Source organism: Seleniivibrio woodruffii (genome assembly GCF_004339245.1).
GTDB lineage: Bacteria > Chrysiogenota > Deferribacteres > Deferribacterales > Geovibrionaceae > Seleniivibrio > Seleniivibrio woodruffii.
Genome location: NZ_SMGG01000004.1, coordinates 342283 through 368080, shown reverse-complemented (window position 1 = coordinate 368080; position 25798 = coordinate 342283). Strand labels below are relative to the sequence as shown.

24 protein-coding genes are annotated in these 25798 nt (G+C 47.0%); 13 read left to right on the top strand and 11 right to left on the bottom strand.

The genetic code is table 11. The annotated features are described in order from the left end of the window. Positions 1–91: 91 nt before the first annotated feature. The 8 genes from recO to xerA all read right to left on the bottom strand — a co-directional run bounded on the left by recO (position 92) and on the right by xerA (position 9342). Complete coding sequence (gene recO, locus C8D98_RS07775) at positions 92–793, bottom strand: DNA repair protein RecO (protein WP_132873565.1); 702 nt, start codon at positions 791–793, stop codon at positions 92–94. 170 nt (positions 794–963) lie between these two features. Then, the gene (gene corA, locus C8D98_RS07770; protein ID WP_132873564.1) at positions 964–1920 is read right to left on the bottom strand and encodes a magnesium/cobalt transporter CorA; all 957 of its coding nucleotides are present in this window, start codon (positions 1918–1920) and stop codon (positions 964–966) included. A 183-nt stretch (positions 1921–2103) separates the two neighbouring features. Beyond that, positions 2104–2994, bottom strand: a complete 891-nt coding sequence (era, locus tag C8D98_RS07765; protein WP_132873563.1) for a GTPase Era — start codon at positions 2992–2994, stop codon at positions 2104–2106. Beyond that, positions 2978–4285: a hemolysin family protein gene (locus tag C8D98_RS07760; protein WP_132873562.1), complete on the bottom strand. Its 1308-nt coding sequence runs from the start codon at positions 4283–4285 to the stop codon at positions 2978–2980. Before C8D98_RS07760 ends, era begins: the two co-directional genes overlap by 17 nt. Before the next feature lie 134 nt (positions 4286–4419). After that, positions 4420–4875 carry an rRNA maturation RNase YbeY gene (gene ybeY / locus C8D98_RS07755; protein WP_132873561.1) on the bottom strand — a complete coding sequence of 152 codons (456 nt, stop codon included), beginning with the start codon at positions 4873–4875 and terminating at the stop codon, positions 4420–4422. After that, positions 4872–5822, bottom strand: coding sequence for a PhoH family protein (locus tag C8D98_RS07750; protein ID WP_132873560.1), 951 nt, complete (start codon positions 5820–5822; stop codon positions 4872–4874). The genes ybeY and C8D98_RS07750 overlap by 4 nt, the downstream gene beginning before the upstream one ends. Beyond that, positions 5819–8458, bottom strand: coding sequence for a CBS domain-containing protein (locus C8D98_RS07745; protein ID WP_132873559.1), 2640 nt, complete (start codon positions 8456–8458; stop codon positions 5819–5821). Before C8D98_RS07745 ends, C8D98_RS07750 begins: the two co-directional genes overlap by 4 nt. Continuing rightward, on the bottom strand, positions 8455–9342 hold the full coding sequence (gene xerA, locus C8D98_RS07740; RefSeq protein ID WP_132873558.1) for a site-specific tyrosine recombinase/integron integrase: 888 nt from the start codon (positions 9340–9342) through the stop codon (positions 8455–8457). The genes C8D98_RS07745 and xerA overlap by 4 nt, the downstream gene beginning before the upstream one ends. Before the next feature lie 504 nt (positions 9343–9846). Here xerA and C8D98_RS13990 point away from each other — a divergent pair. The 13 genes from C8D98_RS13990 (at position 9847) to C8D98_RS07675 (ending at position 22684) form a co-directional block, all read left to right on the top strand. After that, positions 9847–12132, top strand: coding sequence for an NADP-dependent malic enzyme (locus C8D98_RS13990; protein WP_132873557.1), 2286 nt, complete (start codon positions 9847–9849; stop codon positions 12130–12132). A 326-nt stretch (positions 12133–12458) separates the two neighbouring features. Continuing rightward, positions 12459–14138, top strand: a complete 1680-nt coding sequence (locus tag C8D98_RS07730) for a thioredoxin domain-containing protein (protein WP_132873556.1) — start codon at positions 12459–12461, stop codon at positions 14136–14138. Continuing rightward, positions 14135–14821 carry a DNA alkylation repair protein gene (locus C8D98_RS07725; RefSeq protein WP_132873555.1) on the top strand — a complete coding sequence of 229 codons (687 nt, stop codon included), beginning with the start codon at positions 14135–14137 and terminating at the stop codon, positions 14819–14821. Before C8D98_RS07730 ends, C8D98_RS07725 begins: the two co-directional genes overlap by 4 nt. A 63-nt stretch (positions 14822–14884) precedes the next feature. Continuing rightward, positions 14885–15157 carry a cysteine-rich small domain-containing protein gene (locus C8D98_RS07720; RefSeq protein WP_132873554.1) on the top strand — a complete coding sequence of 91 codons (273 nt, stop codon included), beginning with the start codon at positions 14885–14887 and terminating at the stop codon, positions 15155–15157. A gap of 78 nt (positions 15158–15235) precedes the next feature. Next, a complete protein-coding gene (locus C8D98_RS07715; RefSeq protein ID WP_132873553.1) occupies positions 15236–15679 on the top strand; it encodes an RrF2 family transcriptional regulator in 444 nt (147 codons plus the stop codon). Next, entirely contained in the window at positions 15680–17080 is a 1401-nt protein-coding gene (locus C8D98_RS07710; protein ID WP_132873552.1) for a cbb3-type cytochrome c oxidase subunit I, read from the top strand. An 11-nt stretch (positions 17081–17091) separates the two neighbouring features. Further along, on the top strand, positions 17092–17976 hold the full coding sequence (locus tag C8D98_RS07705; protein WP_132873551.1) for a cbb3-type cytochrome c oxidase subunit II: 885 nt from the start codon (positions 17092–17094) through the stop codon (positions 17974–17976). A gap of 15 nt (positions 17977–17991) precedes the next feature. After that, positions 17992–18186 carry a cbb3-type cytochrome c oxidase N-terminal domain-containing protein gene (locus C8D98_RS07700; protein ID WP_132873550.1) on the top strand — a complete coding sequence of 65 codons (195 nt, stop codon included), beginning with the start codon at positions 17992–17994 and terminating at the stop codon, positions 18184–18186. Positions 18187–18247: 61 nt separating this feature from the next. Further along, positions 18248–18394 carry a CcoQ/FixQ family Cbb3-type cytochrome c oxidase assembly chaperone gene (locus C8D98_RS07695; RefSeq protein WP_186434631.1) on the top strand — a complete coding sequence of 49 codons (147 nt, stop codon included), beginning with the start codon at positions 18248–18250 and terminating at the stop codon, positions 18392–18394. Next, entirely contained in the window at positions 18387–19604 is a 1218-nt protein-coding gene (locus C8D98_RS07690; RefSeq protein WP_132873549.1) for a 4Fe-4S dicluster domain-containing protein, read from the top strand. Before C8D98_RS07695 ends, C8D98_RS07690 begins: the two co-directional genes overlap by 8 nt. After that, positions 19601–20038, top strand: a complete 438-nt coding sequence (locus C8D98_RS07685) for a FixH family protein (RefSeq protein WP_132873548.1) — start codon at positions 19601–19603, stop codon at positions 20036–20038. The genes C8D98_RS07690 and C8D98_RS07685 overlap by 4 nt, the downstream gene beginning before the upstream one ends. 104 nt (positions 20039–20142) lie before the next feature. Next, positions 20143–20292: a cbb3-type cytochrome oxidase assembly protein CcoS gene (gene ccoS, locus C8D98_RS07680; protein ID WP_132873547.1), complete on the top strand. Its 150-nt coding sequence runs from the start codon at positions 20143–20145 to the stop codon at positions 20290–20292. Further along, positions 20276–22684 (top strand): heavy metal translocating P-type ATPase, encoded by a 2409-nt coding sequence (locus C8D98_RS07675; protein WP_165871235.1) that lies wholly within the window; start codon positions 20276–20278, stop codon positions 22682–22684. Before ccoS ends, C8D98_RS07675 begins: the two co-directional genes overlap by 17 nt. Here the strand turns inward: C8D98_RS07675 and C8D98_RS07670 are convergent, their stop codons facing one another. The 3 genes from C8D98_RS07670 to scpC form a co-directional block, all read right to left on the bottom strand. Continuing rightward, the gene (locus tag C8D98_RS07670) at positions 22685–23344 is read right to left on the bottom strand and encodes a sulfite exporter TauE/SafE family protein (RefSeq protein WP_132873545.1); all 660 of its coding nucleotides are present in this window, start codon (positions 23342–23344) and stop codon (positions 22685–22687) included. A 1-nt stretch (position 23345) separates the two neighbouring features. Next, positions 23346–23795 (bottom strand): hypothetical protein, encoded by a 450-nt coding sequence (locus C8D98_RS07665; protein WP_132873544.1) that lies wholly within the window; start codon positions 23793–23795, stop codon positions 23346–23348. Between the two features lie 384 nt (positions 23796–24179). Beyond that, positions 24180–25760, bottom strand: a complete 1581-nt coding sequence (gene scpC / locus C8D98_RS07660; protein ID WP_132873543.1) for a succinyl-CoA:acetate CoA-transferase ScpC — start codon at positions 25758–25760, stop codon at positions 24180–24182. Between the last annotated feature and the right edge of the window lie 38 nt (positions 25761–25798).

Below are 25798 nucleotides of genomic sequence, written 5' to 3'. Positions count from 1 at the left end.
TTTATGTTATGTGTGAAGCACTTATTAAGTGTAGCCATTAGTCATGAAAATGTAAAGAAAATAACATGTATTAATTTTATCTATGGGTTGATTATATAATATCCAAAATGGTTTTCAGGCTTTTGAGCGGCCGTTCGAATATTGTCGAAGCATATGCTCCCAAAGCGGTCAGAATCTGTATCTCCTGTTTGCGGTTGATGGTAAGAGCCTTATAGAGCGGGGCATTGCCGAAACAGCGGATGATGTACGCCGATTCCCTGTCGCAGAAACTGTCCAGATCAAGCTCCTGAGTACAGTGCGGGCAATACATCCCGCCGGATGCCACGGTAAAAATATCCTCGTCTGACGAGCAGTTTGCACAGTTTTCAGTATCATACATCAGACCCGCACGACGAAGCATGAAATAGATTATATATGGGGTTATCTTTCTGTAGTTCTCATCGTCAATCTTAAGCATCAGCTCATAGAGCCTGTCGTCGGGCATATCAGCCTGATAAAGCCCGTCATAAATCTCGAATAGAAGATGGAGCCGCAGAACTATTTCGTGGCTGTTCAGATATTTATAAAATGCGGTGTCGGGTTCGAAAGAATAATAGCGGCTGAGGTCGGAATCCTTTTTCCCGAAATCAAGATTGCCGGGGATAAAGGTCATAACCCCGCCCTTTTTTGTGTATGCTTTCGGAATGAAGAGTTTCAGTTTGCCGAAATCCCTGGAAAACGCCATTGCGATAGCGGAACTGTCGGAATATTTCACCATACGGTAAAGGATTGCCTGGCTTTTTTCTCTGCTCATGCAGATACATTACTCAAATTCCGCAGAAAGCAAAGAGATAATTTTAGAATGGCGTAATTCCAAGGAATGTTTGGCATAATTTATATTGCAATTTTTTAAGGTGGAAGACTGCTTCGTCGCTACGCTTCTCGCAGAGACGTTTAGTTGTCTTCACGAACCCTGATATGAAATTAAAGCCACCTTTTCTTACGGAAAATAAGTACGGGCAGAATCGCCGAAACTATCATCAGCACCCACGAAAGCCCGTAGCCATATTTCAGCCCAAGCTCAGGGAAATGCTTGAAGTTCATTCCGTAGATGCTGGCCACCAGAGTTGGCGGCAGGAAGATAACGTTTACAACGGTGAAGATCTTGATAACCTTGTTCTGCTCAATGTTTACGAAACCGAGAACTATGTTCTGGATGTAATCCATACGGTCGAAGTTATATTTTGCATAATCTATAAGCGAGTTAACGTCTTTGATCATGATACGGAAGTTCGCTTTTATAAGCTCCGCCAGCTTGTGGGATTTAAGCAGTGCGGAGATTATGCGCTGCTTGTCTATCAAGCTGTCTCGGATGTTGGTGTTTAAGTTTTCGTAGTGGTAGATGTAGTCCAGTATGTCTTCGTTGTCGATGTCGTTTGCAGACAGTTTCTTGCGCAGACCGGATATGTTGCGTGACAGACCTTCGATGATGTCGGCATCAAGGTCGATGCGGGTTTCAAATATGTAGCTCAGGATAAAAGAGCCGTCACGGAATATCCCGGGGCTTGAAACGAGTTTTTTGACGCACTCGTTGAAAACTTTCAGTTCACGGTATCTCATTGTCACAAGGAGATTATTCTGAAGAATGAAAGTTACGGTCTCGTTGTATACCGCCTCGCCGTCAACCACAAGGAAATAACTGTTGATGGTGATGTCTTTTTCAGATTCCCAGAAACGGGAGCTTATCTCGATCTCCTCGGTTTCCTGCTTTGACGGAAACTCTATCTCAAACACTCTGGCAACATGGTTTATATCGTCCTGGGAGGGCGAAATCATATCTATCCAGAGAACGTCGTTTTCGAGGTTATCGGTATTGGAAAAATATTCGTCAATGTCAAATATTTTTAATCTGGAGTTGATTCGTGTGTATATCTTAACCATTGCATTACTCCTCTCACAAAAAGCATTAGTACTAAAACGGGTTTAGTAAATCAGCTCGTTCGCGGGTCGGAGGGCTGCTGTTCCATCTCTGTGAAATATTGTCTGCGCACACGCCTTTGGGGGTGTTTCACAGCCTTCATACCAAACTGTCTGTTTTTGGTTTTCACAGAGATTCTTGTCATCTCAATAAAGCCCCTGCAATCTCAGATATTCGTCTTTTGTCTGCCAGCCTTCAATAACTTTAACATACAATTCGAGATAAATCTTTACGCCAAAGAAACTTTCAAGGGAAACACGGGACGCTGTGCTTATTTCTTTAAGCTCACGGCCGCCCTTTCCTATCACAATCCCCTTCTGGGAATCACGGCTGACAATGATTGAAGCCGCAATATACATCAAATCATCGTTTCTGTCTTCAATTTTTTCCGTCTCAACAATTATTTGATAAGGCACTTCGTCTTTAAGTCTGCGAAATACCTGCTCACGGATGAACTCGGACACAAGCAGTTTTTCAGGTTGGGTGGTTATCTCGTCGTCCTCGAAAAGAGCATCACCCTCGGGAAGCTCCTCAACAGTAAGCTCGATGAGCTTGTCAACGTTGTTGCCCTTAAGTGCTGAAACAGGGAGAACATGCTTGAACTGAAGTTTAGGAAAGAACTTATTGGCGGCATCATAGACCTGCTCACGCTTGAAGCCGTCAACCTTGTTAACCACAAGAAATTTGACCGCATCTGTCTTCTCAAGCACCTTGATAAGACTTTCAAGCTCAGGCCCCATGAACTCGTCAGGCTGAACCAGCAGGTATATCACATGGGCATTGTCCAGACTGTCCTTTGCCTGCTGAACCATCATTTTGTTGATGGTGTCCTTTGCGTTGTGATACCCGGGGGTGTCGATATATATTATCTGGTAATTCTCACCTGTGAGAATACCCTGAATGTTGGTTCTTGTCGTCTGGGGTTTTGCAGACGTAATGGCTACCTTTTCGCCAAGTATGGCGTTAAGCAGTGTCGATTTGCCCACATTGGGGCGTCCAACTATTGCGACAAAGCCTGTTTTATGCTGTTTGTTCATTTTCGGCGGAGTTCTCCTCTTTGTTATCAGGCTCTCTGTGTAGCCTTGTTAACTCCACCTTGTCAAGTCTTCTTTCGTGTTTGTTCAATATTTTAAATGCATATCCTTCAAATTTATAGACTTCGCCAACCTCGGGGATCTTACCTGCTATGTCGAAAACAAGCCCGCCCAGCGTCTCATATTCGTCCATATCGTGGGTCTTAAATATCACGAACTTCTCGCAGAAGTCGTCAATATCCATACGCACATCAACGATATAGGTATCATCAGATGTCTGAACCACTTCGTGTTCCTCGGTGTCATATTCGTCCCAGATCTCGCCCACTATCTCCTCAAGGATATCCTCAAGGGTGACGATTCCCGCAACACCGCCGTATTCGTCTATAACAACCGCCATGTGGTTGCGGCTCTTCTGGAACTCGCCCATCATAGCGTCTATCTTTTTTGTTTCGGGGACAAAGAACGGTTTTCTGATGACTTTTCTCAGATCAAAATTGACTCCGTCCTCTTTAACGAACTTGAGCAGGTCTTTGACATAAAGAATCCCCACGATCTTGTCAACGCTGTCTTCGTATACAGGGATGCGGGAGAATTCCGATGCCAGAATCCTGTCAAGATACTCCCCTGCGGGGGTGTCTATTTCAACGGCCACCATGTCCGTTCTGGGAACCATGACCTCTTTAACGTATATCTCGCTGATATCGAAGATATTCTGGAGCATTTTGCTCTTATTGTTCTCCAGACTCCCCTCTTTGCTGCTCTCTGTTATATAAAACTCAAGCTCGTCCTCTGTCAGCTTGTGCTTGGACTTCTCCAGATTTCCGCCGGAAAGAACGATTATTGCCTTAACGAGCTTGTTGAGTGCAAAAGAGAAGGGATAGAAGATCACAAAGGGAATTTTTATGAGCTTAATCACTATCAGGGCAAGTTTTTCGGCATTATGCTTTGCATATGTCTTGGGAGTTATCTCTCCGAAGATAAGCAGTGCGAAGGTCATTATTCCTGTTACAAGGGCAATGCTTGTGTTTCCGACCACTTTGGCGGTGAAATCAGTCGCCAGAACCGACGCCAGAATGTTCACAAGATTGTTGCCTATCAGTATGGTGTTAAGCACTTTATTGGGGTGATCAAGCCAGAGAATCAAAGGCTTGTACTTCGGGTCTTCTTCCACCATGTGACGGATTTTCATCTCGCTGAGAGACGTCAGGGTAGTTTCGCTGCCCGAAAAAAATGATGATAAAACGATACAAACGCCAATCGCAAGCAACTCTAAAACTAAAGCTTCACTCACGATGCGCTCCTTTCAGAAAAGTAACACGAACTGTCCGAGTCCATTGAAGTGTATATTACCTCAGTTAAAAATAATTATTTCAGCAGGAAAATCCCGCCTCATTCTCGGTTAAATACCATGGCGATGGAACAATATCAAGCCACTTTTCCCGATTTAACAAGTTTAAGTAAAATTTCCTCCTGAAGAGTGAACATCTCCTCCTCTTCCTCCTGCCCAAGCTCATGGTCGAATCCCATCAGATGAAGCAGACCGTGGATGAAAAGAAAGCTGATCTCTCGTTCAAGAGCAATATCGGCCTCTGAGGCCTGTTTTTTGGCCGTATCAAGGGAAATAACGATGTCGCCCAGCATACCCCCTTCGGTATAGGGGTCTTCCGTCATAGGGAACGACAGAACGTCGGTGGCATAGTCCTTCTGCCTGTATTCCCTGTTCAGTTCTTTTATCTGAGCGTCATCGCATATCAGAAGCGAGACCTCGCACTCTTCGAACTCGATTTCCAGTTCTTCAAAAACAGCATCCGCCGCCTGCCTGAAAAGCTCCTCCGCAAGACCGCTTTCAACTTCGTCCGTTATAAGTATTTCCGCTTTCAATGTGTATCTCCGTGAAATTTATCGTATGCCTGAACTATCTTCTGCACCAGAGTGTTGCGCACAACGTCCTTCTCTGTGAACTGTACGAATTTTATACCGTTGACATCCCCCAGAATTTTACGAGCCTGCACCAGACCGCTGTTTCTGGACGTGGGCAGGTCTATCTGGGTTATGTCCCCCGTAATGACCACCTTCGACTGAAAACCCATGCGGGTAAGGAACATTTTCATCTGCTCCTCGGTGGTGTTCTGCGCCTCATCAAGGATTATGAACGCATCGTTCAGCGTCCGCCCACGCATAAAAGCCAGCGGAGCCACCTCTATTATGCCGTCCTCTATCAGGGCGTTCACCCTGCCGTAGTCCATCATGCTGTACATAGCGTCATAGAGCGGCCGCAGATAGGGGTTTATCTTGTCGCTGATGTCGCCGGGAAGGAATCCGAGGTTCTCCCCTGCCTCCACCGCCGGACGGGTCAGGATTATCTTTCCGTATTTTCTGCGCAGAAAGTAATGCACACCCATCGCCATGGCCAGATATGTCTTGCCGGTACCCGCAGGACCTATGCCGAACACCATGTCGTTGTTGCGGATAGCGTTCACGTAATCTCGCTGGATGGCGGATTTTGCCGCAACCTTTTTAACACGGCCGGAGACGGGTATCCCGTCCTTCATAATGTCGTAGGCATCTTCCGTGTTGTCGGAGACCATGCGGATTATATCCGCTGTCTTTGACGTGTCCAGATCGTCCTCAGCGGCTATTTTTATCATCTCTTCAAGAACCTTTGCCGCCAGACGCACATCTTCGGCCTTGCCCTCGATGGTGATTGCCCCGCCCAGAACGCTGACGTTCACCGAAAATTCGGAATTTATCATCCGGATATGGGTATCTTTGTGTCCGACAACGGACGGAACAAGAATTTTAGCGACTTCCAGTGTCTTTTTTATCATTTTTCACCGTTTTTTAGTGCCAGTTCCGCAACAAACCGGAGCTGACTCTCTCTGTCAGTGCATTTTCCGTCTATTTTCGCATCCTTAACAGCCGAAAGCAGGTTAGAATACTCAGTTTTCGGTTCAATTTTCATGGCAAGCAGGTCGTTTCCGCCGATATCCGGCTTAACGTACCTGTAAACCGAGAAGTAATCTTTTACCTGCTTTTCAAAAATCTCGCCCACCAGTGCGGAAACCGCCAGCGCACAGGGCGTGGCCATTCTGCTCATGTGTCTTGTGAAGACTGAATTAGGCATTTTTTTAGACCGTTTCAGCCATGCCAGAGAATCTTTCACCTGTTTAAAGCATTCCGAATGCTCAAGTGTCTTGTGCTCATCCAGCTGAAAACGTTCAAGAATATCCTTCACTGCCGATTTTTCCAGATCGCTGAACAGAACCGCCATTCTGGCGATATAAAGTTCCGGCTCCTCGTCAAACTGGAACCTGTACCAATCCAGAATCATCTCCAGACTGTCAAACTGAGCCTCTTTGCGCTCGTCCAGCCGCAGATCCTTATGAAAGAATTTCAGCAGGTCATATTTGCGCATCATCCTCAGAGCTTTTTTATAGTTCTTCTCACTGAGAATGTACTTTAATTCTAAGAACATCCGCTGTCCCTGAACCCTTTCGAAAAGGTCAAGGTTCACAGCGTGTCTGAAAAGCCTGTCGGTGTGGGGGCCTATCATGAAATCGAACCGCACGGCAAAACGAACAGCCCTCAAAGCCCTTGAAGGATCGTCAACAAAGCTTAAAGAGTGCAGAACCCTTATTTTTTTATCCTGCAAGTCCCTCTGGCCGCCGAAAAAGTCCAGAAGTGTGCCGAACTCCCGCTTATTCAGCTTAACGGCCATGGCGTTTATGGAAAAATCCCTGCGGAAAAGGTCGTTTTTGATGGAAGCATCCTCAACCATCGGCGCTGATGCCGGAAAATGGTAATATTCCGTGCGGCTGGTGGCAAAATCCACCCTGAAACCGTCGGGAAAGATGACAACCGCCGTCTTGAATTTGGCATGTACTGCCGCCCTCGCCCCGTGCCTGTCGGCAAAGGATTTAGCAAACTCAGGCGCACTGCCCTCAACGACTATATCTATGTCCTCATTGGTTTTTCTGAGCAATATATCACGAACAACTCCGCCCACCAGATAGCACTTGAAGCCAAGCTCATCGGCCATTGCGCCAACGTCCAGCAGGGTTTTGAAAACCCGCTCAGGCAGAATGTTCTCTATCATTCCGGTTATGTTCTTGTTCCTGTTGTTCTCCGCCTTCATAAGTCTGCCGTCGCTGAATTTCGGCATTTTGGCAATTTCATCATGAATAAGGCGCAGAAGGTCGGTACGGGTTATGACACCCAGAAGTTTTTCATCCTCTGTCACCATCACCATCTTATAACTGCCCGCAAGCATGGTCTCCTCGATGGTGTAATAAGGCATATCCGGAGGAATCCGCATGAACTCAACCTGCATGATGGAGCTCACGGGTTCGTTGTTCAGCCCGTGCTTAAGCCCCTGCAAAATATCCCTTCTGGACACTATACCCACAGGAACTGCACCCTGCACCACCGGCATTATGTTCAGGTTATGCTTCATGAAGATATCTATTGCGCTGGCAAAGGTTACATCAGCTTCAAGGGTTTTGACGGGTGATGTCATTATGTCTCTGGCTGTTTTCGCAGGCTTAACCGATTCGGAAAGGATCATCTCAAGCTTTGCTACGCACTCGTGGAGCATCTGATCTTTTATGACGGCACTGGCCGCTGTGTAGTGCCCGCCGCCGCCGAAAGATGCCGCAATCTCCGCCGCATCAACATCGTCCGTGCGGCTTCTGCCCACCAGAACAATGCGGTCGCCTGTGCGCACCAGAATGAAAAGCGCATCCAGAGTCTCTATATCCATTATCTTATGCGCAAGATGAGCTATATCATCTATATATTTGTCGTTACTTGCATTTGAAACACCAACACGCACCGAACCGATGGTCAGCGTATGCATATTGGTCAGAAGCTCGTTCAGGATAAAAACATGGTCACGGCTCAGTTCCCGCTTAACGTAATCGCTGACCTCGTGCAGATTCGCCCCGAACGAAAGCAGCCATGCGGCAGCCTCCATATCCTTTACTGTCGTACTGCCGAAGGTGAGCATTCCGGTGTCCTCATAAATTCCTGTCATTATGAGTGTGGCTTCCTCGGGGGAAAGGGTCAGCCCCGCCGCCTTCATTTTGTGCACAAGAACAGCGGAACAGGAGCCTATCTCCTCAACATATATCTCGTCCGCCTCGATATCCTGTCCGTGGGCGGGATGATGATCGAACACTATGGTCTTTTTAGCTTTGGGAAGAAGCACATCCAGAGGCTCAAGCCTGTTTGCCAGTTTGCAGTCCGTCACCACCAGAAGGTCGAGGGAGTCTATATTTTCGATATCCTTCTCCTTCATTCTTACTATAGGCAAAGGTGTTTCAAGGGTGGAAACGTATTCGTTGACCGCTGTGTCATATGAAGTTGCTGTGACAATGGCATCAAGGTCATACAGCCTGTAGGCGGCATATGCGCTTGCTATTGCATCGAAATCAGGCATTTTATGTGTGACTGCTATCCTCTTCATTTGCGGAATCTCGGATGGCAGTTAAGGAGCACGTTTCTGGTCTTGTCATCGGTGACATGGGTGTAACGCTCGGTTGTGGAAAGATCTGAGTGGCCAAGGAAAATCTGTATGGTGCGCAGATCCGCACCGTTTGTCAGCAGATGAGTGGCAAACGAATGGCGCAGTGTGTGCGGCGAAATGTTCTTCTGTATTCCGGCCTTAGCGGCATATTTCTTTACAAGCATAAAAACCAGCTCCCTGTCCAATTGTTTACCGTTTTTACTGAGAAAAAGCCAGCCCTCATCCCTGTCTTTAACAAAATAATCTCTTCTCACTCCCAGATAAGCCCTCATTTTCTCTGCCAGAGAGCTGTACATAGGCACAAAACGCTGCTTACCGCCCTTCCCTGTGACCCGCATAATTTCACGGTTCATGTCCAGTTCGGCAACCTTCAGTCCCGTCAGCTCGCTTATCCTCATTCCCGTTGAATATAGAGTCTCGAATATCACTCTGTCCCTGAATCCGAGGCCGGTATTGACATCCGGAGCGTCCAGCAGCATGTCTATTTCGTCAAAATTAAGAAACACCGGAAGCTTATCCCACTTTGACGGTTTGGAAATGAACCCGCACGGATTGGTTTTGATTATCCGTTCCTGAATGAGAAAATCATAGAATGCCGATATGCCCGAAAGCCTGCGGAGAACAGTTTCAATACTGTACCCCTCTTTGCGCATGCGGGTCATAAAGGCTATCAGCTCCTGTGCAGAGCAGTCGGAGAGCAATTTCTGAGTGAAGTCGGCATAAATGGATATGTCGGATTCATAGGCGGCAACGGTGTTGTCCGAGAGTCCCTGTTCGTGCTTCATCCATGCTTTGAAATTAAAGATCAGTTTTCCGTTATCCAATTAATACCTTTAGTGCTAAAATTAGTCTGACATATTTATACACCTTCGGGCGGAGTATTTCAATTTCTTAAGATCGGCAAAATAAATTTTTAGCCACTTAAGTTAAATTTCAGTTACATTCCCAAACCATCCCAAAAGCAGGTATATGAAAAATATATAACCCATATCCATAGGATTACTATTGTATAGAAACACCACATATAGTCACTCCTATAATAATAATCCATATCTCACATCAAGCTAATTTAAAGGCCTGTATAAAGCCAATTGACATATTTGAAATACCTATATCAAACAGATGGTTTATTTTAATACTATTTTCTATTCCAATAATTCATTTGAAATATTGGATTTCATAATCGATAATTTCTATTTCAATTTCACTAACTTTTTGTTTGGTCAAATTTAATTTTTAATCCTGAAAAAGTAGAGCATTACATTTTAAGTTGACTTATAGTTTAACATGCCTTATTCTCAGGATGTACTTAAGACGGAGGACTGTATATGAAGAACAGAAAAGCGATAACAAAAGAAGAAGCGCTTGACTATCATAAGTTTCCGAGATGCGGAAAGATAGAGGTAGTTCCTACTAAAGCGTGTTACACCCAGAGAGACCTCTCTCTCGCCTACACCCCCGGGGTTGCTCAGCCCTGTCTTGAAATCGAAGCTAATCCTGAACTGGTTTATGAATATACATCTAAAGGTAATCTGGTGGCTGTGGTTTCAAACGGAACAGCTGTTCTGGGTCTCGGCGACATCGGCGCTGCGGCGGGAAAACCCGTTATGGAAGGAAAAGGCGTTCTTTTCAAAAGATTTGCAGATGTTGATGTTTTCGACATTGAGCTTAACACCAAAAACCCTGACGACGTCATAAAAGCATGCGAGCTGATGGAGCCCACATTCGGCGGAATCAACCTTGAGGACATCAAAGCTCCCGACTGTTTTTATATCGAAGAGACTCTGAAAGAGAGACTCAACATTCCCGTTTTTCATGACGACCAGCACGGAACGGCCATCATCGCCGTTGCGGCACTCATAAACGCCCTTGAAATAGTCGGCAAGAAGATTGAAGAGGTTGTCATCGTTGTTAACGGTGCCGGCGCAGCAGGTATCGCCATCGGCAAGCTGATGCTCCTTATCGGTGCAAAACTTGAAAACATCTATATGTGCGACACGAAAGGTATCATCTACAGAGGCCGCACTGAGGGCATGAACAAATATAAAGAGGAGTTCGCACTCGTCACCGAGAAAAGAACCCTTGAAGAGGCCATGGACGGAGCGGATATCTTCCTCGGTCTTTCCCAGAAGGATGCCGTTTCAAAAGCAATGGTAAAGGCTATGGCCAGAAACCCCATCATCATGGCTATGGCTAACCCCGATCCGGAGATCACTCCCGAAGAGGTTGCTGAGGTCAGAGGCGATGCCATCATGGCAACAGGCCGCTCAGACTATGCGAATCAGGTTAACAACGTTCTCGGCTTCCCCTTCATCTTCCGCGGCGCACTGGACGTTCGTGCCAAAGCGATCAACGAAGAGATGAAGCTCGCCGCCGTTCACGCACTGGCTCAACTGGCCAGACAGGAAGTTCCGGAATCGGTCTGCAAGGCATACGGCGTTGACAGAATCGAGTTCGGCCCCGAATATATCATCCCCAAACCCTTTGACCCCAGAGTGCTTACATGGGTAGCACCCGCTGTTGCAAAGGCCGCCATCGACACCGGCGTGGCTCAGAAAACTATTCCCAACTTTGATAAATATAAGGATTATCTGGAATCAAGACTCTCCTTCGCAAAAGAGTTCACCAGACAGATCATCAGCGTTGCCAGACAGAAACCGAAAAGACTGGTTCTGCCCGAAGGTAAACATGAGAAAGTTCTTCGTGCCGCTCAGAAAATGGTGGAGGAAGGAATCGCAAAACCCATCCTGCTGGGCGAAGAGGATGTTATCAGAGAAATGGCGGAACGCCACAACATCGATATCTCCGAATGCGAGATCATCAACCCCGCAATATCTCCCACAAGGGACAAATATGCGAAGATCCTCCACGAGATGAGACAGAGAAAAGGAATGACACTGGACGAAGCTCAGAGACGTCTGGTGCGCATCAGCGATTATTATGCGGCAATGATGGTCTACTGCGGCGATGCGGACTGTCTGCTTAACGGATATTCACGCAACTATCCCGATGCAATCAAGCCCCTGCTTGAGATAATGCCCATGCAGGAAGGCTACACCAGCCCCTCAGGCGCATATTTCATGGTGTTCAAGGACAGAATAGTTCTCTGTGCAGACACCACGGTCAACATTGATCCCGATGCGGAAGTTCTGGCTCAGATAGCCATGCAGTCTGCGGACACATGCGCCAAGTTCGAGATCGAGCCTAAAGTTGCCATGATCTCCTTCACAAACTTCGGCTCTGTGAAACTGCCCAGAACAACAAAAATTGTCGAGGCTATCAAAAAGGTTAAAGACAAGTATCCTAAACTGATAATCGACGGCGACATGCAGGCCGACACAGCACTCTACAGACCCATTGCGGAAGAGGCTTTCCCCTTCTCCGACATCAAGGGCGATGCATCAGTGCTTGTGTTCCCCAACCTTGAAGCGGGCAACAGTGCATACAAACTTCTCTGGAGACTCGGCGGCGGAATCGCAATAGGCCCCATCCTTCAGGGATTCCAGAGCTCTGTTCATGTCCTTCAGAGGGGCAGCGACGTTAACGAGATAGTCAACCTCGGCGCAATCGCAGTTGTTGACGCAATTGAAAAGGCGAAACAGAAGCACAAATAAGGTCTCCCGGTCGTAAGACAGATTATAAACAGCGTTTGCAAAACCTTTTTATGGTAAAAAACCATACCTCTCTTATCGCAGGGGCAGCTTCGGCTGCCCCTTTTATATGTCATCGCAAGCCTTATTAGTGACTCTTTACCGTCTTCGCGAGGAGTCTCACGACGTGGCGAACTTCCACGTTCAGCTACACTTGGAAGACTGCTTCACATCCGTTCGCAGTGACGGGATGCTTATTGTCGTTTCGAACCACTCAAAAAAACAAAATACTTGCCCTATCCTCCCTGAGCCTATATTGTTTTTATTGATTAAACAGAAATGGTGGATTAATGCAGAACGAACTCTCCAAACAGAAGAGCCTCTACCTGAAACAGCACGAAAATAACCCTGTGCTGTGGCAGGCATACTCACCCGAGGTCTTTGAAAAAGCCAGACAGCTTAATATGCCCATATTCATAAGCATCGGCTATTCTTCCTGCCACTGGTGCCACGTTATGGCACACGAAACCTTCGAAAACGAAGTTGCGGCGGAGATACTCAATAAATATTTCATATGCATAAAGATAGACCGTGAGGAATTTCCAGGTGTGGACAAAAGATATCAGTTCTACCTCCATGCCACAGGTAAAAGGGGCGGCTGGCCGCTGTCAATCTTTGCCCTGCCGGACGGAAGACCCTTTTTCGGCGGAACCTATTTCCCCCCCAAGCCCCGCCACGGAATCCCCGCATTCAGCGAGATAGTGGTTCAACTGGGCAAGCTCTACAGGGAAACACCGCAAGAGGCGGAAAAATTCGCCAATAATTTCGATGCTTTCATGCAGAAATTCAGCTCCTATGACAAACGTATGGACGATCTTGAACTGTTCGATTTCCATACTGCGTCAGAGGATTTTTCAAAAATGTTCGACACGGAGTTCGGCGGACTGGGAAAAGATGCCAAGTTCCCCAACACTCCCGTTATGAACGCCATGCTCGAATATTATGACACTGACCTTTTCGTCCGTGATTTTCTTAATCTGACGGCTGACAAGCTCTGCACGTCTGGCATTTACGACCATGTTAACGGCGGATTTTTCAGATATGCCGTGGACAGGCAATGGACAGTGCCCCACTTCGAAAAAATGCTTTACGACAACGCCCAGAACTCGCTTTTTCTTCTGGATATGTACGAACGTACGGACAATATGCTCTATTTCCGCATAGCAGAGAAGACAATAGATTTCATACTAAATGAGTTCAGCACCGAGTTCGGGCTGATATCCGCAATGGATGCCGACAGCCTTTCGGACAACGGTAAACTCATTGAAGGGTATTATTATCTCTTCACCTCCGGAAGCACTGAGCAGGTTGACAGCAGAATCACCCTTCACGAAGGCGTTATTAATATTAATGACGCAGATTATGAGGGATACATCCGTCTGGAGCAGTATTTTGAGCGGCTGAGAGAGACAAACACCCGTGAAAAGCCTCAGAAGGACACCAAGGTAATACTTTCACAGAACATGCTTTTCTGTAAGGCACTGCTTAAAATGTTCGAGGTTTCCGGCAGGGAGTATTATCTGGAGCAGGCCACAGCACTGCTGGGCAAACTGCGCCATTTCCACATGGAGGACGATAACCTCTTCCGCATAGGCTACCACGGCGACATAATGAGCCATGTCACCCTTGAAGACTATGCCCAAACCGTAGACACTCTGCTGACATTCCTCAGCATCACAAAGGAGAGAGCCTTCCTTGCAGAGGCCGTGAAACTTATCCGAAGGGCAAACGAGCTTTTCGTGAACGACGGTCTGCTCTATTTGGATACAGACAGAACCGTTGTTGACACATTCGACGATTCAATGCCCAGCCCAATAGCGGTTTTCATAGATATACTGCTGAACTACAAAGAACTTATCGACGAAGATATCGACAGCAGACTGTTCGATTTTGCCGCCGACAGACTCATAAAATATGCAAGCGGTCACCCGACCCTGTTTCTTACATTCAAGAGGTACATGAATAAATGACAAAAGACGAAATACTTACCCTGCTCAAAGAAAAAAGCTCTGAAGAGACCAAAGAGGCGATGGCTAAGGCCGGAGTGAACGTTACCAACGCATACGGAGTTCCACTCGCCGCTATAAAAGAGCTGAGCAAGGCACTTAGAAAGAACCACACACTTGCTCTTGAGCTTTGGGAAACAGAAGTGCACGAGGCAAGGATACTTGCAACTTTCATAGCCGACAAAAACCAGATGGACGACGACCTGCTCGAAAAATGGGTCATGCAGATAAACTCATGGGATCTCTGCGACAACTTCTGCACAAATCTGGCATACAAGACAGCCACAGGCAAAATGAAGGCCTATGAGTGGGCTGTTCAGAACGAGACATATGTTAAAAGAGCCGGATTTGCACTTATTGCAAATTTTGCGGCGAAAGACGAGACCCTCACCGATGCGGAGATCGACAGTTTTTGTACACTTATCCTTAACGAATGCGACGACAGCAGAAACTATGTACGCAAAGCGGTAAGCTGGGCGCTGCGCAATATCGGTAAACGTGATGAGGACAACCTCAAGCGAGCTGTCAAGGTTGCAAAGGTTATGCGTGACTCCGGCTCAAAAAGTGCAAAATCAACCGCAACCGAGGTTCTGAACGAAGTAAACAGTAAAGAGAATAAAGACAAATTTAAAAAGAAAAGATATTAAGTTTCACTGGAAAAACGAATCAAGAGTGTTACACTTAGATATTGAAGTGTCCGGAGCATTTTTTTGAGTTATAAGCATTTTACCAACGACAAGTGCGAATATTTCCCCTGCCATCGTTTAGAAGGACAAAACTGCCTCTTCTGCTACTGCCCTCTCTATTTTTTCAAAGACTGCGGCGGCGATGCGAAATGGCGGGGAAATGTCAAAGATTGCTCCGACTGCGTGAAAAATCATGATGAGAACAGTTATCAATTCATCATGGACAGACTCGCAAAAGCCTTTGGGAATCTGAAAGAATCCGGCGACATGCTCCTGCTTGATAGAAATTCCCAATAGGACTATTTAGATATTTTTTGTATCTTTTGTTGACAAGGCACATATACAAGCGGTATTGTTTACCTGTGAGGTATACAATTGGATTCGTTTATACTGCGTGAAGAAGACTACGCCATACGCATAATTGTGTTCCTGGCGACCGTTGGCAGACAGGTTAAAACAGACGAGATCTGCAAATCCCTTTATCTCTCCCGCCCTATCGTTGTCAAAATAATCAACAAACTTAAATCCGGCGGCTTCATAGTCACCAAAACAGGCAAAGACGGCGGCCTCACCATCAGCGAATCCACACCCGAGGCGAGCATGTTCGACATTCTGTCCTGCATGGGGTTCACAGGAAAAGTGAACGCCTGCACATCAGATCACGCCGCCTGCCAGCTTCTGCCCATCTGCAAAATCAACAGACTTTTCGGCGACATTCAGCGAGAAATCGAGGAACGGCTGAAAAGGGCTAAGATAAAAGAGTTCCTTTTTAACGGTAACGAACTTTTTACAAAATCCAAATCAATGCAGGAGGTCTGAATGAACCAAGAGTTTCATTATGACTACAAGACTGTGCAGGGATTCGTTCTCTCTGCCATCTTCTGGGGTGTTATTGGTCTTGTGATGGGTCTTCTGATTTCTGCCCAGCTTTGGAATGCTGACCTTAATTTTGGTGAGTATTTCTCATACGGCAGACTCAGAACCCTTCACGTCAATGTTCTGGCATACGGTCTGGGCATCGGTGCGGAATTCGGTATTTTCTACTATCTCGTTATGAGACTGACGAAAAAACCGCTTGTTCTGCCCAAACTGGCACGTTTCCATCTCTGGCTCTTCAACGTGGGCATGGTTCTGGCTACGCTTTCACTCTTCGCAGGTATGAACCAGTCTCTTGAATATGCGGAGTTCGAGTGGCCCATCGACATTGCGATAGTTATCCTCTGGGTTCTTTTCGCAATTAACGTGCTCGGCAACGTTTTCACCAGAAAAGAGAAAAACATGTATGTATCCCTGTGGTACATCATTGCGACAATCATTACGGTCGCCATTCTCTACATAGTGAACAACCTTGCAATTCCCGCAACACTTACAAAGTCTTATCACCTTTTCGCAGGCGTAAACAGTGCGAACGTTGAGTGGTGGTACGGACACAACGCCGTGGGCTTCCTTTTCACAACGCCCATTCTGGCAATGTTCTACTACTTCCTCCCCAAATCAACCGGGCTGCCCATATACAGCCACAGACTGTCCATCATCTCCTTCTGGTCTTTGATATTCGCTTATCTCTGGACAGGCGCACACCACCTTGTTTACACTCCCCTGCCCGACTGGATTCAGACGCTGGGCATCGCCTTCACTCTGTTCCTCATCGCTCCGTCGTGGGGTTCCGTTGTGAACGGCTATTTCACAGTGGACAGAGACTGGTCTAAGATGAGAACTCAGTATCTTACAAAGTTCTTCATCGTGGGTATAACGTTCTATGGTCTTCAGACCATTCAGGGTCCCTCTCAGGGTATCAGGGTTATCAGCTCGCTGATCCACTATACAGACTGGGTTCCCGGACACGTTCACATGGGTACTATGGGCTGGGTAACAATGGTTATCTGCGCATCAGTGTACTACATGATCCCCGCTATGTATAAAACCGAGATCTACAGCGAAAAACTGGCAAACATCCACTTCTGGATCGTTCTTGTCGGTCAGCTTATGTTCTCTATAACAATGTGGATCACAGGTATTCAGCAGGGTGCTATGTGGAAGATGACAGCCGCAGACGGCTCTCTTCAGTACACCTTTATGGAAACCCTCGTCCGCAACTACCCCTACTGGCAGATGAGAACCGTTGCCGGTGTGATATTCGTTGTGGGTATGCTGTTCTTCGTTTATAACGTACTCATGACAATCAAAAAAGGCAACGACCTTGCCAAACAGGCAGCGTAGGGAGGCACAAGATGAGCAATCACGAAAACTCACTTTACAGCAAAGCCGTCCTGTTCGCAGTTGTTGCTGCGGTAACAGTGCTTATCGGTACAATAGTTACGGTATTCGTTCCCATGTTTACAGCGGGAATGCACCCTAAAACAGACAACCTTCAGCCCTTCACAGCTCTCCAACTGGCAGGCCGTGATATCTATCAGGCGGAAGGCTGCGTAAACTGCCACACCCAGACAGTTCGTCCCCTCAAGGCCGACGTTCTCAGGTATGGCGAATACTCTAAAGCAGGCGAATTTGCCTATGACAGACCCTTCCTCTGGGGCTCAAAGCGTACAGGCCCCGACCTTGCGAGAATCGGCGGAAAATATCCCGACGAGTGGCATGTTCAGCACTTTATGAACCCTCAGGCGTTCTTCCCCAAGTCAAACATGCCTAAATACACATGGCTGGCAAATAAGCCTGTCAACGTTAAAGGCACTCTGGCGGGAATGAAAGCCCTCGGCTTCCCCTACACTCCCGAAGATGAAGCGGCACTGGCAAAAGCAACCCAGCTTGACGCTATGGTAGCCTATATGCAGGTCATCGGAACTTCCGTAGCCAAGAAAGAGGCTATTGTTTACGACCCTGCAAACGTTGAAGCAGCAAACCCCTTTGCCGGCAAAGCTGAAGCTGTTGCCGCAGGTCAGGCTATCTATAAAGCTGAATGCGCAGGCTGCCACGGTCAGAACGCAGAGGGCAACATCGGCGGTTCCATCTCTGACTATGCCAAAACAGGCGCAGCTGATGCCGATACCTTCATAACCCTTGCAAACGGTCTTGAAGGCGCAATGCCCGCTTTCGCAGGACAGCTGAGCAAAGAGAAGATCTGGTCTGTTGTTGCATACATCAACAGCCTTAAATAAGACGGAGGTGCAGACATGAAAGAGGAATTCGATAATTTTGAAGAATTCACAAGGGAAGACACGGAAAATGCACTTCCCCTCGGATGGCTGATACTCTTCATCGGACTTATAGTGTTCGGTATCTATTACACATATTCCTACACACCCGCCTTCACAGGCTGGACCCAGGAAAAAGCCCTTGAAGAGGCAATGCAGACTCAGCCCAAGTAAACCTATCTGATACGGAAAGGGGGCTTCAGCTCCCTTTCCTTTTTAACACAAGGAGATTCACATGATTGGAAGCGCTTATTCTTTTCTTTTCTACGGTCTCTCACTGACAGCAATCTTCGCCGTGATCATCTTCTATTACTACTCTAAAAAGAGAAAAGACGAAGTTGAGAAGGCAAAATACAGAATGCTGGAAGACGACGATGATTAATCTGCAAAGATACAGATGGGCGGTGAGGCTTTTCAACACTGCCCTTTTTATCCTTCTCCCTTTCATCACGATAAACGGTCAGAGTGCACTGCGTTTTGACATACCGTCTCTTCGTCTCTTTTTCTTCGGGACATCCGTCTGGATAGAAAATTTCTTTATCGTACTTATATTTACATTTTTCATTACTTTCCTCGGAATACTCGTTACCCAGCTTTACGGCCGCATATGGTGCGGATGGTTCTGCCCACACACGGTGATGATAAACCTCACGTGGTTCTTTGACAGGAAAAAACAGACCCTCATTCAGAAGGTCATAAGCCATATACTTGTTTTTGCGATCAGCACAGTGATAAGCGTCACAATAGTTTTCTACTTCGTGTCGCCGTATGACTTTTTCAGAGACCTTGCGGCGGGGACATTAAGCCCCGTTACTGCATGGTTCTGCATAGTCATAACCGCCATAACCTACCTGAGCTTCGTGCTCATCCGTTATAAATTCTGCACCACCGTATGCCCCTATTCAAAGCTACAGTCGATCATGTTCGACAAGAACACGCTGATAGTGGCATTCGACCCTGCGACAGCGGACAGATGCATCAAATGCAACGCCTGTGTAAAGACCTGCCCCGTGGGGCTTGATATCCGCAAAGGGCTTGTTTCCGCCTGTATAAACTGCGGCAGATGCATCACAGCCTGCGCAAAGGTAATGCAGAAAAAAGAGCACCCCAGTTTGGTGCATTACATTTACGGATTCGAAAAAGAGAAAAAACCTTTCCGTGTGAATGTGCTGATAACCGGAATCGTTACACTGGTGTTCCTCTCCATTTTCGTCTGGATGGCTGCCACCACAAAACCTTTCGAGTTTCAGGTGCTCCCCAACCAGCAGTTTATGCCCAGAGAGAAGGACGACCGGATAATCAACTCATATGAACTGATAATAAAGAATATTTCCGATAAAGAACTTACTTTTGATATTTCCGTGGAAGGCACAGACGATTACGAGCTTCAATACGAAAAGCCCTTCAGCGTTAAGCCTGCGGAAACAGTCAAGCGCACTGCGTTCCTTTTCATTGAGGAGGACGAACTGGAAGATTTCCCCATATTGTCTCTGAAAATGTCGGCAAAATCGGATAATGCGGAGATGAAACCCATCGAAAGTGAGTTCAGTTTCCGCAGACCCATAAAAGCGAAAAGAAAGGTGACTGAATGAAAGTATCTCTCATAATTATCTTTATTGCCCTGCTCACCATTGCGCCCTGCATATACCTCGGCGTGAAGTATTTCGACGGCAAGATCACCGAAAGCCCATATGAAACCGGGCTGGAGTATGACAAGAGCGAAAAGATAATAAAGGATGCCGGACTTGCCCTTGAAAACATCAAAGCGCAGAAGAACGGCGACAAGGTTTTCATTGAGTTCGCAGTGGCAAATGCGGGCAGAGTTCAGCTTGTGCCCGAAAGATTCACAGTGGGCAGACCTGCATCCAATCAGGAGCAGACGGAACTTGCTCCTCAGACTGACGCAAACGGCCTCTATAAGGCTGAGTTCAGCACCAGCGGTTACGGCAATTATGTTCTTGAGCTTCGTGCGAAAGTAGCATCGGACGAAGTTGCTCTCAGAAAGAACTTTTATATCAATCAGTGACGTAAGGAGGATTTTATTATGAAACTCGGAACAATTGTAATGATCGTATCCCTCATAACGATGATAGGCATTCCCCTTCTTTTTGCTCTTAAATACGCTAACTGATGGGTGCGCTCTACATCATGATTCCCGTCTCCCTGATTCTGGGAGTGATAGTTCTGCTCATTTTTCTGTGGGCGGGCAAAACGGGAGAATTTGAAGACATGGAAGGCCCGAAATACCGCATGATGGATGATGATGACGACGACAAATGACAAAAAAATTCAATGCGCCCATTGTCTTTCTGAGGTTAACAGAAATCAGGCAATACAGGAGCGTATTGACGGGCATGATGTCTGGTTCTGCTGCCACGGCTGTGCAGGAGCTTATAAGATACTGCAATCCGAAGGGCTCAGCAGGTTTTACATTAAACGTGAGGGTGAATGGGAGGCCGGAGCCGTATCCGCTGCCAGAGTGTCCGAAGATCTTTTCTTCGACACTATAAAGGAGACGGAAACAGGCTACGAGGTCGATATTGCCCTCAGCGGCGTGCGGTGCGCCGCATGTATCTGGCTTATAGAAACCTATATTTCAAAGGCTGAAGGGGTGGAGTACGTTCGCCTGAACTACGCCACCCACAAAGCCCGTATCCGCTGGACAAAAGGAAAAATAACCCTCGGCGAGATAATTGACAGGATAACATCCATCGGCTATTGCCCTCTTCCCATCAGCAGTTCATCCACAGAGACCATCTACGAAAACGAGAAAAAGGACTATTTCTACAGATTTTCCATAGCCGCATTCTTCACAATGCAGCTGATGATATATACCGTAGCCCTCTATGCGGGCTATTTTCAGGGGATCACTGCCGGACTCAAGGACTTCTTTGAGTACACGGCATGGGCTCTATGCACCCCTGTAATGTTCTATTCCGGCTGGCCGTTCATAAAAAGCTCTTTTCAGGCGATCCGCAGAGGCCACACCACCATGGACACCCTCATTTTTCTGGGGTCGTTCACAGCCTATGTCTACAGCATCTTCGCCCTTTTCATGGACAAAGAGATATATTTCGACACCACTGCCAACATCATCGCACTTATCCTTCTGGGACGCTACATTGAGGCGGGCGCAAAGGTCAGAACATCCAATGCGGTGTCAAAACTGCTCACATACCAGCCCACTCAGGTGCGTCTGATTGAAAACTATCAGCCCGAAAAGCCCTATGAATCGGTCATGGTTCATGTTAAGCAGGTTCGTTCAGGGAATTTTCTTGAAGTTCTTCCGGGAGATTCCGTTCCGGCTGACGGAATAATAGTCAGCGGCGGTACGGAGATAAACGAAGCCATGCTCACCGGAGAAGCAAACCCGAAATACAAAACCGCCGGAGACAAGGTTTTCGCAGGAACAATAAACATCAACGGCAGTATAATTGTTCAGGTTGAACAGGTCGGAGCCACAACTACCCTTTCAAAGATTGTTCAGGCTGTTGAGGATGCCCAGTCGTCCAAAGCATCGATACAGAACGTAGCCGACAAGGTGGTGGAATGGTTCGTGCCTTTCATTCTGGCAGTTGCCGCCGCAACTTTCATCGGATGGTATATCTACACAGGTCAAATACTTGCGTCTGTAATGACCGCTGTGGCGGTTCTTGTGGTCGCCTGCCCCTGTGCACTGGGACTGGCAACACCTCTGGCAATACTGATAGCCACCTCAAAAATAACCAGACTGGGCGCAGTTGCAAAATCCGGCGATATCATAGAGAGATACAGCAAGGCTGACGTATTCCTGTTCGACAAGACAGGCACAATAACTCAGGGCGCACTAAAAATAGAGGACATCATAGCAGAGGACAAAACCCGTCTTCATGCTCTGGCGGCATCTTTGGAAAGAAACTCCTCGCACCTTATAGCAAAAGCCATAACTTCAGCTTATCAGGATGATTTTCTGTCTGTTTCCGACTTCTCCGAGATACCTGGGAAAGGCGTCACCGGGGTTGTTGACGGTCAAAGTGTAATGGTAGGCACAAAAGTTTTCCTGACGGAAAGCGGCGTGACATTACCTCAGGTGCCGGATACCGGTCATACTGTGGCATGCGTTGCGGTTGACGGCAAATATGCGGGAATGATAGCCCTTTCCGACAGCATAAAAGAGAGTGCGGCAGACGTTCTTAAATATCTGAGCGGAAAAGGCATTAAGGCTGTCATAATAACCGGCGACAACAGGTCTGCGGCTGAAAAACTGGTGGAAAAGCTCGGCATAAAAGGTCTTGAGTTCGTATCAGACGTCACACCTTTTCAAAAAGCGGATATAGTTAAGCACTATCAGAAAGATAACAAAATATGCGTTATGGTGGGAGACGGTATAAACGATGCCCCTGCCCTCACAACGGCAGACGTGGGAGTTGCCATCGGTCAGGGAACGGATATAGCCATTGAAAGCTCAGACATTGTGCTTATGCGTGATGAGCTTGGGCTTCTGACCACACTGCATCAAACATCGGTTAAAACATTGCGGGTAATAAAAGAAAACCTGTTCTGGGCATTTTCGTATAATATAATCATGGTTCCTCTGGCAATGGCGGGGATGATACACCCTGTGACCAGTGCCGCACTTATGAGCATCAGCAGTCTTCTGGTGGTGTTCAATTCCCTGCGCATAGGAAAATAGCTACATTCTGAATCCCGACCAGATGAAAAAGACTCCCATAACAATCATTATAACCAGTGAAAGTGCATTGAAAAAGCCACGGCGAGCCATGAGGAAGTTACCGAATATTGCCGCTGTGAGCATTGCTCCCATCGTACCTATGCCGTAAAACATCATTGAGAGAAGCCCTCTGAGAGCATCTGCGGAGGATGCAGAGGCAATTATGACCCCGTAAAGAGGGCCGCAGGGAAGCAGTCCCAGAACAACGCCTGTCAGATAAGGGGTTTTCGGCTGAAACCGCTTAAGCTGTTCGCCCACATCAACCCGCCCTATCCTGCTCTCCAGCTTGTTCATGAAATTATAACCGGAAAAAGCAAAGACACCGTAAAGCACCAGAAATACTCCGGCAATGACCGCCGCCGCCTTCTGTATGCCCATAAGGTTGCCGAAAACCTGTACAACACTTCCTGCAAGTCCGGCTATAAGTCCAAGAATGCTGTAAGTTGTTATTCTGCCGAGATTATATTTGAGATGAGGAAGAAACAGGGGCACATAGCCCTTTTTGCCTTTAACGAAACGGCCTGAGATATACAGAACAAACGGATGGCACATTGCCAGACAGTGCCCAAACCCCACGGAGAAGCCAAGGGTAAGAAACCCTATATAGGAAAGCTCCTCCACATTAATCCTTCATGTTAAAGAGAAAGACTTTTTCTATCTGTGCGCCTTCATGACCGAAGGAGAGTTTACCGTACCAGGTTTTGCCGCCCATTATGCATTTTGGGAGGGTAGCTTTCGCTGTGTAGCCTGTGCTTGCCTTCTGCAAAGGGGATTTATAAAGCCCCATATCCATGGACATATTAAACAGAACACTGCCCTGAGAAATGTTCACAGGCTTTCCGTCCTTGTCGATATGAACACGCAGAACAAGCTCCTCAAAAGGCTTTGCAGGGCGGTTCATATCTATTTTGATCAGATAGCCGTCCTGAGAAATAGTAACGGGATTTTCAGTCAGATCCAGTTTCTTATCATAATTTATAACAAACTTTTCGGCTGCAAAGCTGGGGGCAGTAAGACAGAATACGGCAAGAAGGAAAGAAATCACCCCAACAGCCATTCTTAAACGATTCATGGGATTCACCTCTGAAATATCATACCACAAAGGTATTAATAGTCAAAATCATTAGTTTTTCAATACTATAATTTCTTAAGGAGGGGTAAATTTTACAATTGCACAGCTAACGTCATATGATAATTGCCCAATAGAGTCACGGGGAAAGAGAATCTTAGTATCCAATAACAAGTCATTCTGAGTGAAACGAAGAATCTCTGTATTGTTGAGACTCTTCGCTGACACTCACTAGCCGAAGGCTGTATGAGTCAACTTTCAACTAATTGTCAAATAGAGTGACTATATTTGTACAGTCAGCATTCATGTACAGTGACAGGAAAGGAGAATGAAAAACAAAAAAAGCCCCGCACAAACGGCGGGGCTCCCTTTTTAACGATAGAACGATTAAACTATATCCGGAACGTTCCAGTCTTTGATCTTCATTGTGCCGTGTTTTGCAAGGTTCATCTGCATTTTGAAGCATCTGTCGAACAGCTGAGGTTCGTGGCCGATGCCTTTGCTCAGGCACTCTTTCTTAGCCATGTCGAAGTATTCCTGCATGATCGGCTTGTACTCGGGGTGTACGCACTTGTCGATGAGCATTTGTGCTCTGTCTTTGGGTGCGAGACCTCTGAGGTCGGCAAGACCCTGCTCTGTAACGAGAACGTCAAGGTCGTGCTCTGTATGGTCGATGTGGGGCGCTTTGGGAACCACACAAGTGATACCGTGGGGGTCTGTCTTGCTGGGACGGGTTGAGGGAGTGTGCATGATAGACAGGAAAGCGTTTCTCAGGAAGTCGCCGGAACCGCCCAGACCGTTGATCATTCTTGTACCGCCAACCAGTGTTGAGTTAGCGTGTGCATAGATGTCAAACTCAACGGGAGTGTTCATAGCTATACAGCCTAAGCGGCGGATAGGCTCGGGAGCGTTTGAGATTGACAGGGGACGAAGAGTGATCTTCGGAGCATATTTTTCGAAGTTAGCGAAAAATCTGGGGAAGCCGGGGTTCTCTGAAAGTGACAGAGAGCAAGAAGAAGCGGCATCCAGTTTACCGGAGTCGAACAGGTCAAGCATTGTGTCCTGAAGAACTTCAGTGTAAACGGTAAGGTTGCTGAAGGGGCCTTTTGCAAGTCCGCCCACAACTGCGTTAGCGATTGAACCAACGCCGGACTGGATGGGGAGCAGGTTTTTGGGAAGTCTGCCGCATTTAACTTCATACTGGAAGAAATCCATGATGTGGTTTGCGATAGCTTCTGAAGTGTCATCCTGCTCAGCGAACGCACGGCCTTTGTCGAGGTGTTTAGACTCAACGATGGCGATGATTTTATTGGGGTCGCAAGGGCAGTAAGTTGTACCGATGCGGCTGTCAGCTTTAGTGATGTTGAAAACCTGTCTGTTGGGGGGTGTTCCGGGAACGATGATGTCGTGCATGCCTTCGAAAGAGGGCTGGCCGGTGTTAACCTCAACGATAACCTTGTCGCAGATCATAAGGATTTCAGGGATAACACCGCAAGAAGAAGTGGGAACGAGTCCGCCGTCTTCAGTGATAGCTGAAACTTCGATGATAGCGAGGTCAAGTTTTCCTGTGGGAGTGTCTTTAGTATAGAATCCGTATCCGAGGTCCTGAGCGAAGAGAGAAAGGTGTTTGTCGCCCATGCGGATGCGGCCTTCGTTGATTCCTTTTGCGATGTCTTTACCTGTCTGATAGGGCCATCTGCGGTCTATCATGTCAAGCTGAGCCCATCTGTTTTCAGTTTCCGCACCGACGGATGCGCCGATGAAGAGGTTGAATCTCAGTTTGCCCTGAAGGTTGTTCTTTTCAACGTGATCAGCCAGAGCTATCGGAACAGCCTTGGGGTAGCCTGCGGGGGTGAAGCCTGACCAGCCGAGGTTCATTCCGTCTTTAAAATACTGGATAGTTTCCTCAACTTTAACAACTTTGCTGAGAAGACTTTTACATCTGATGCGTGACTCTAATTCGGACATTTCTTCCTCCATATTTGAGTAGTATCAACCGTTATTAC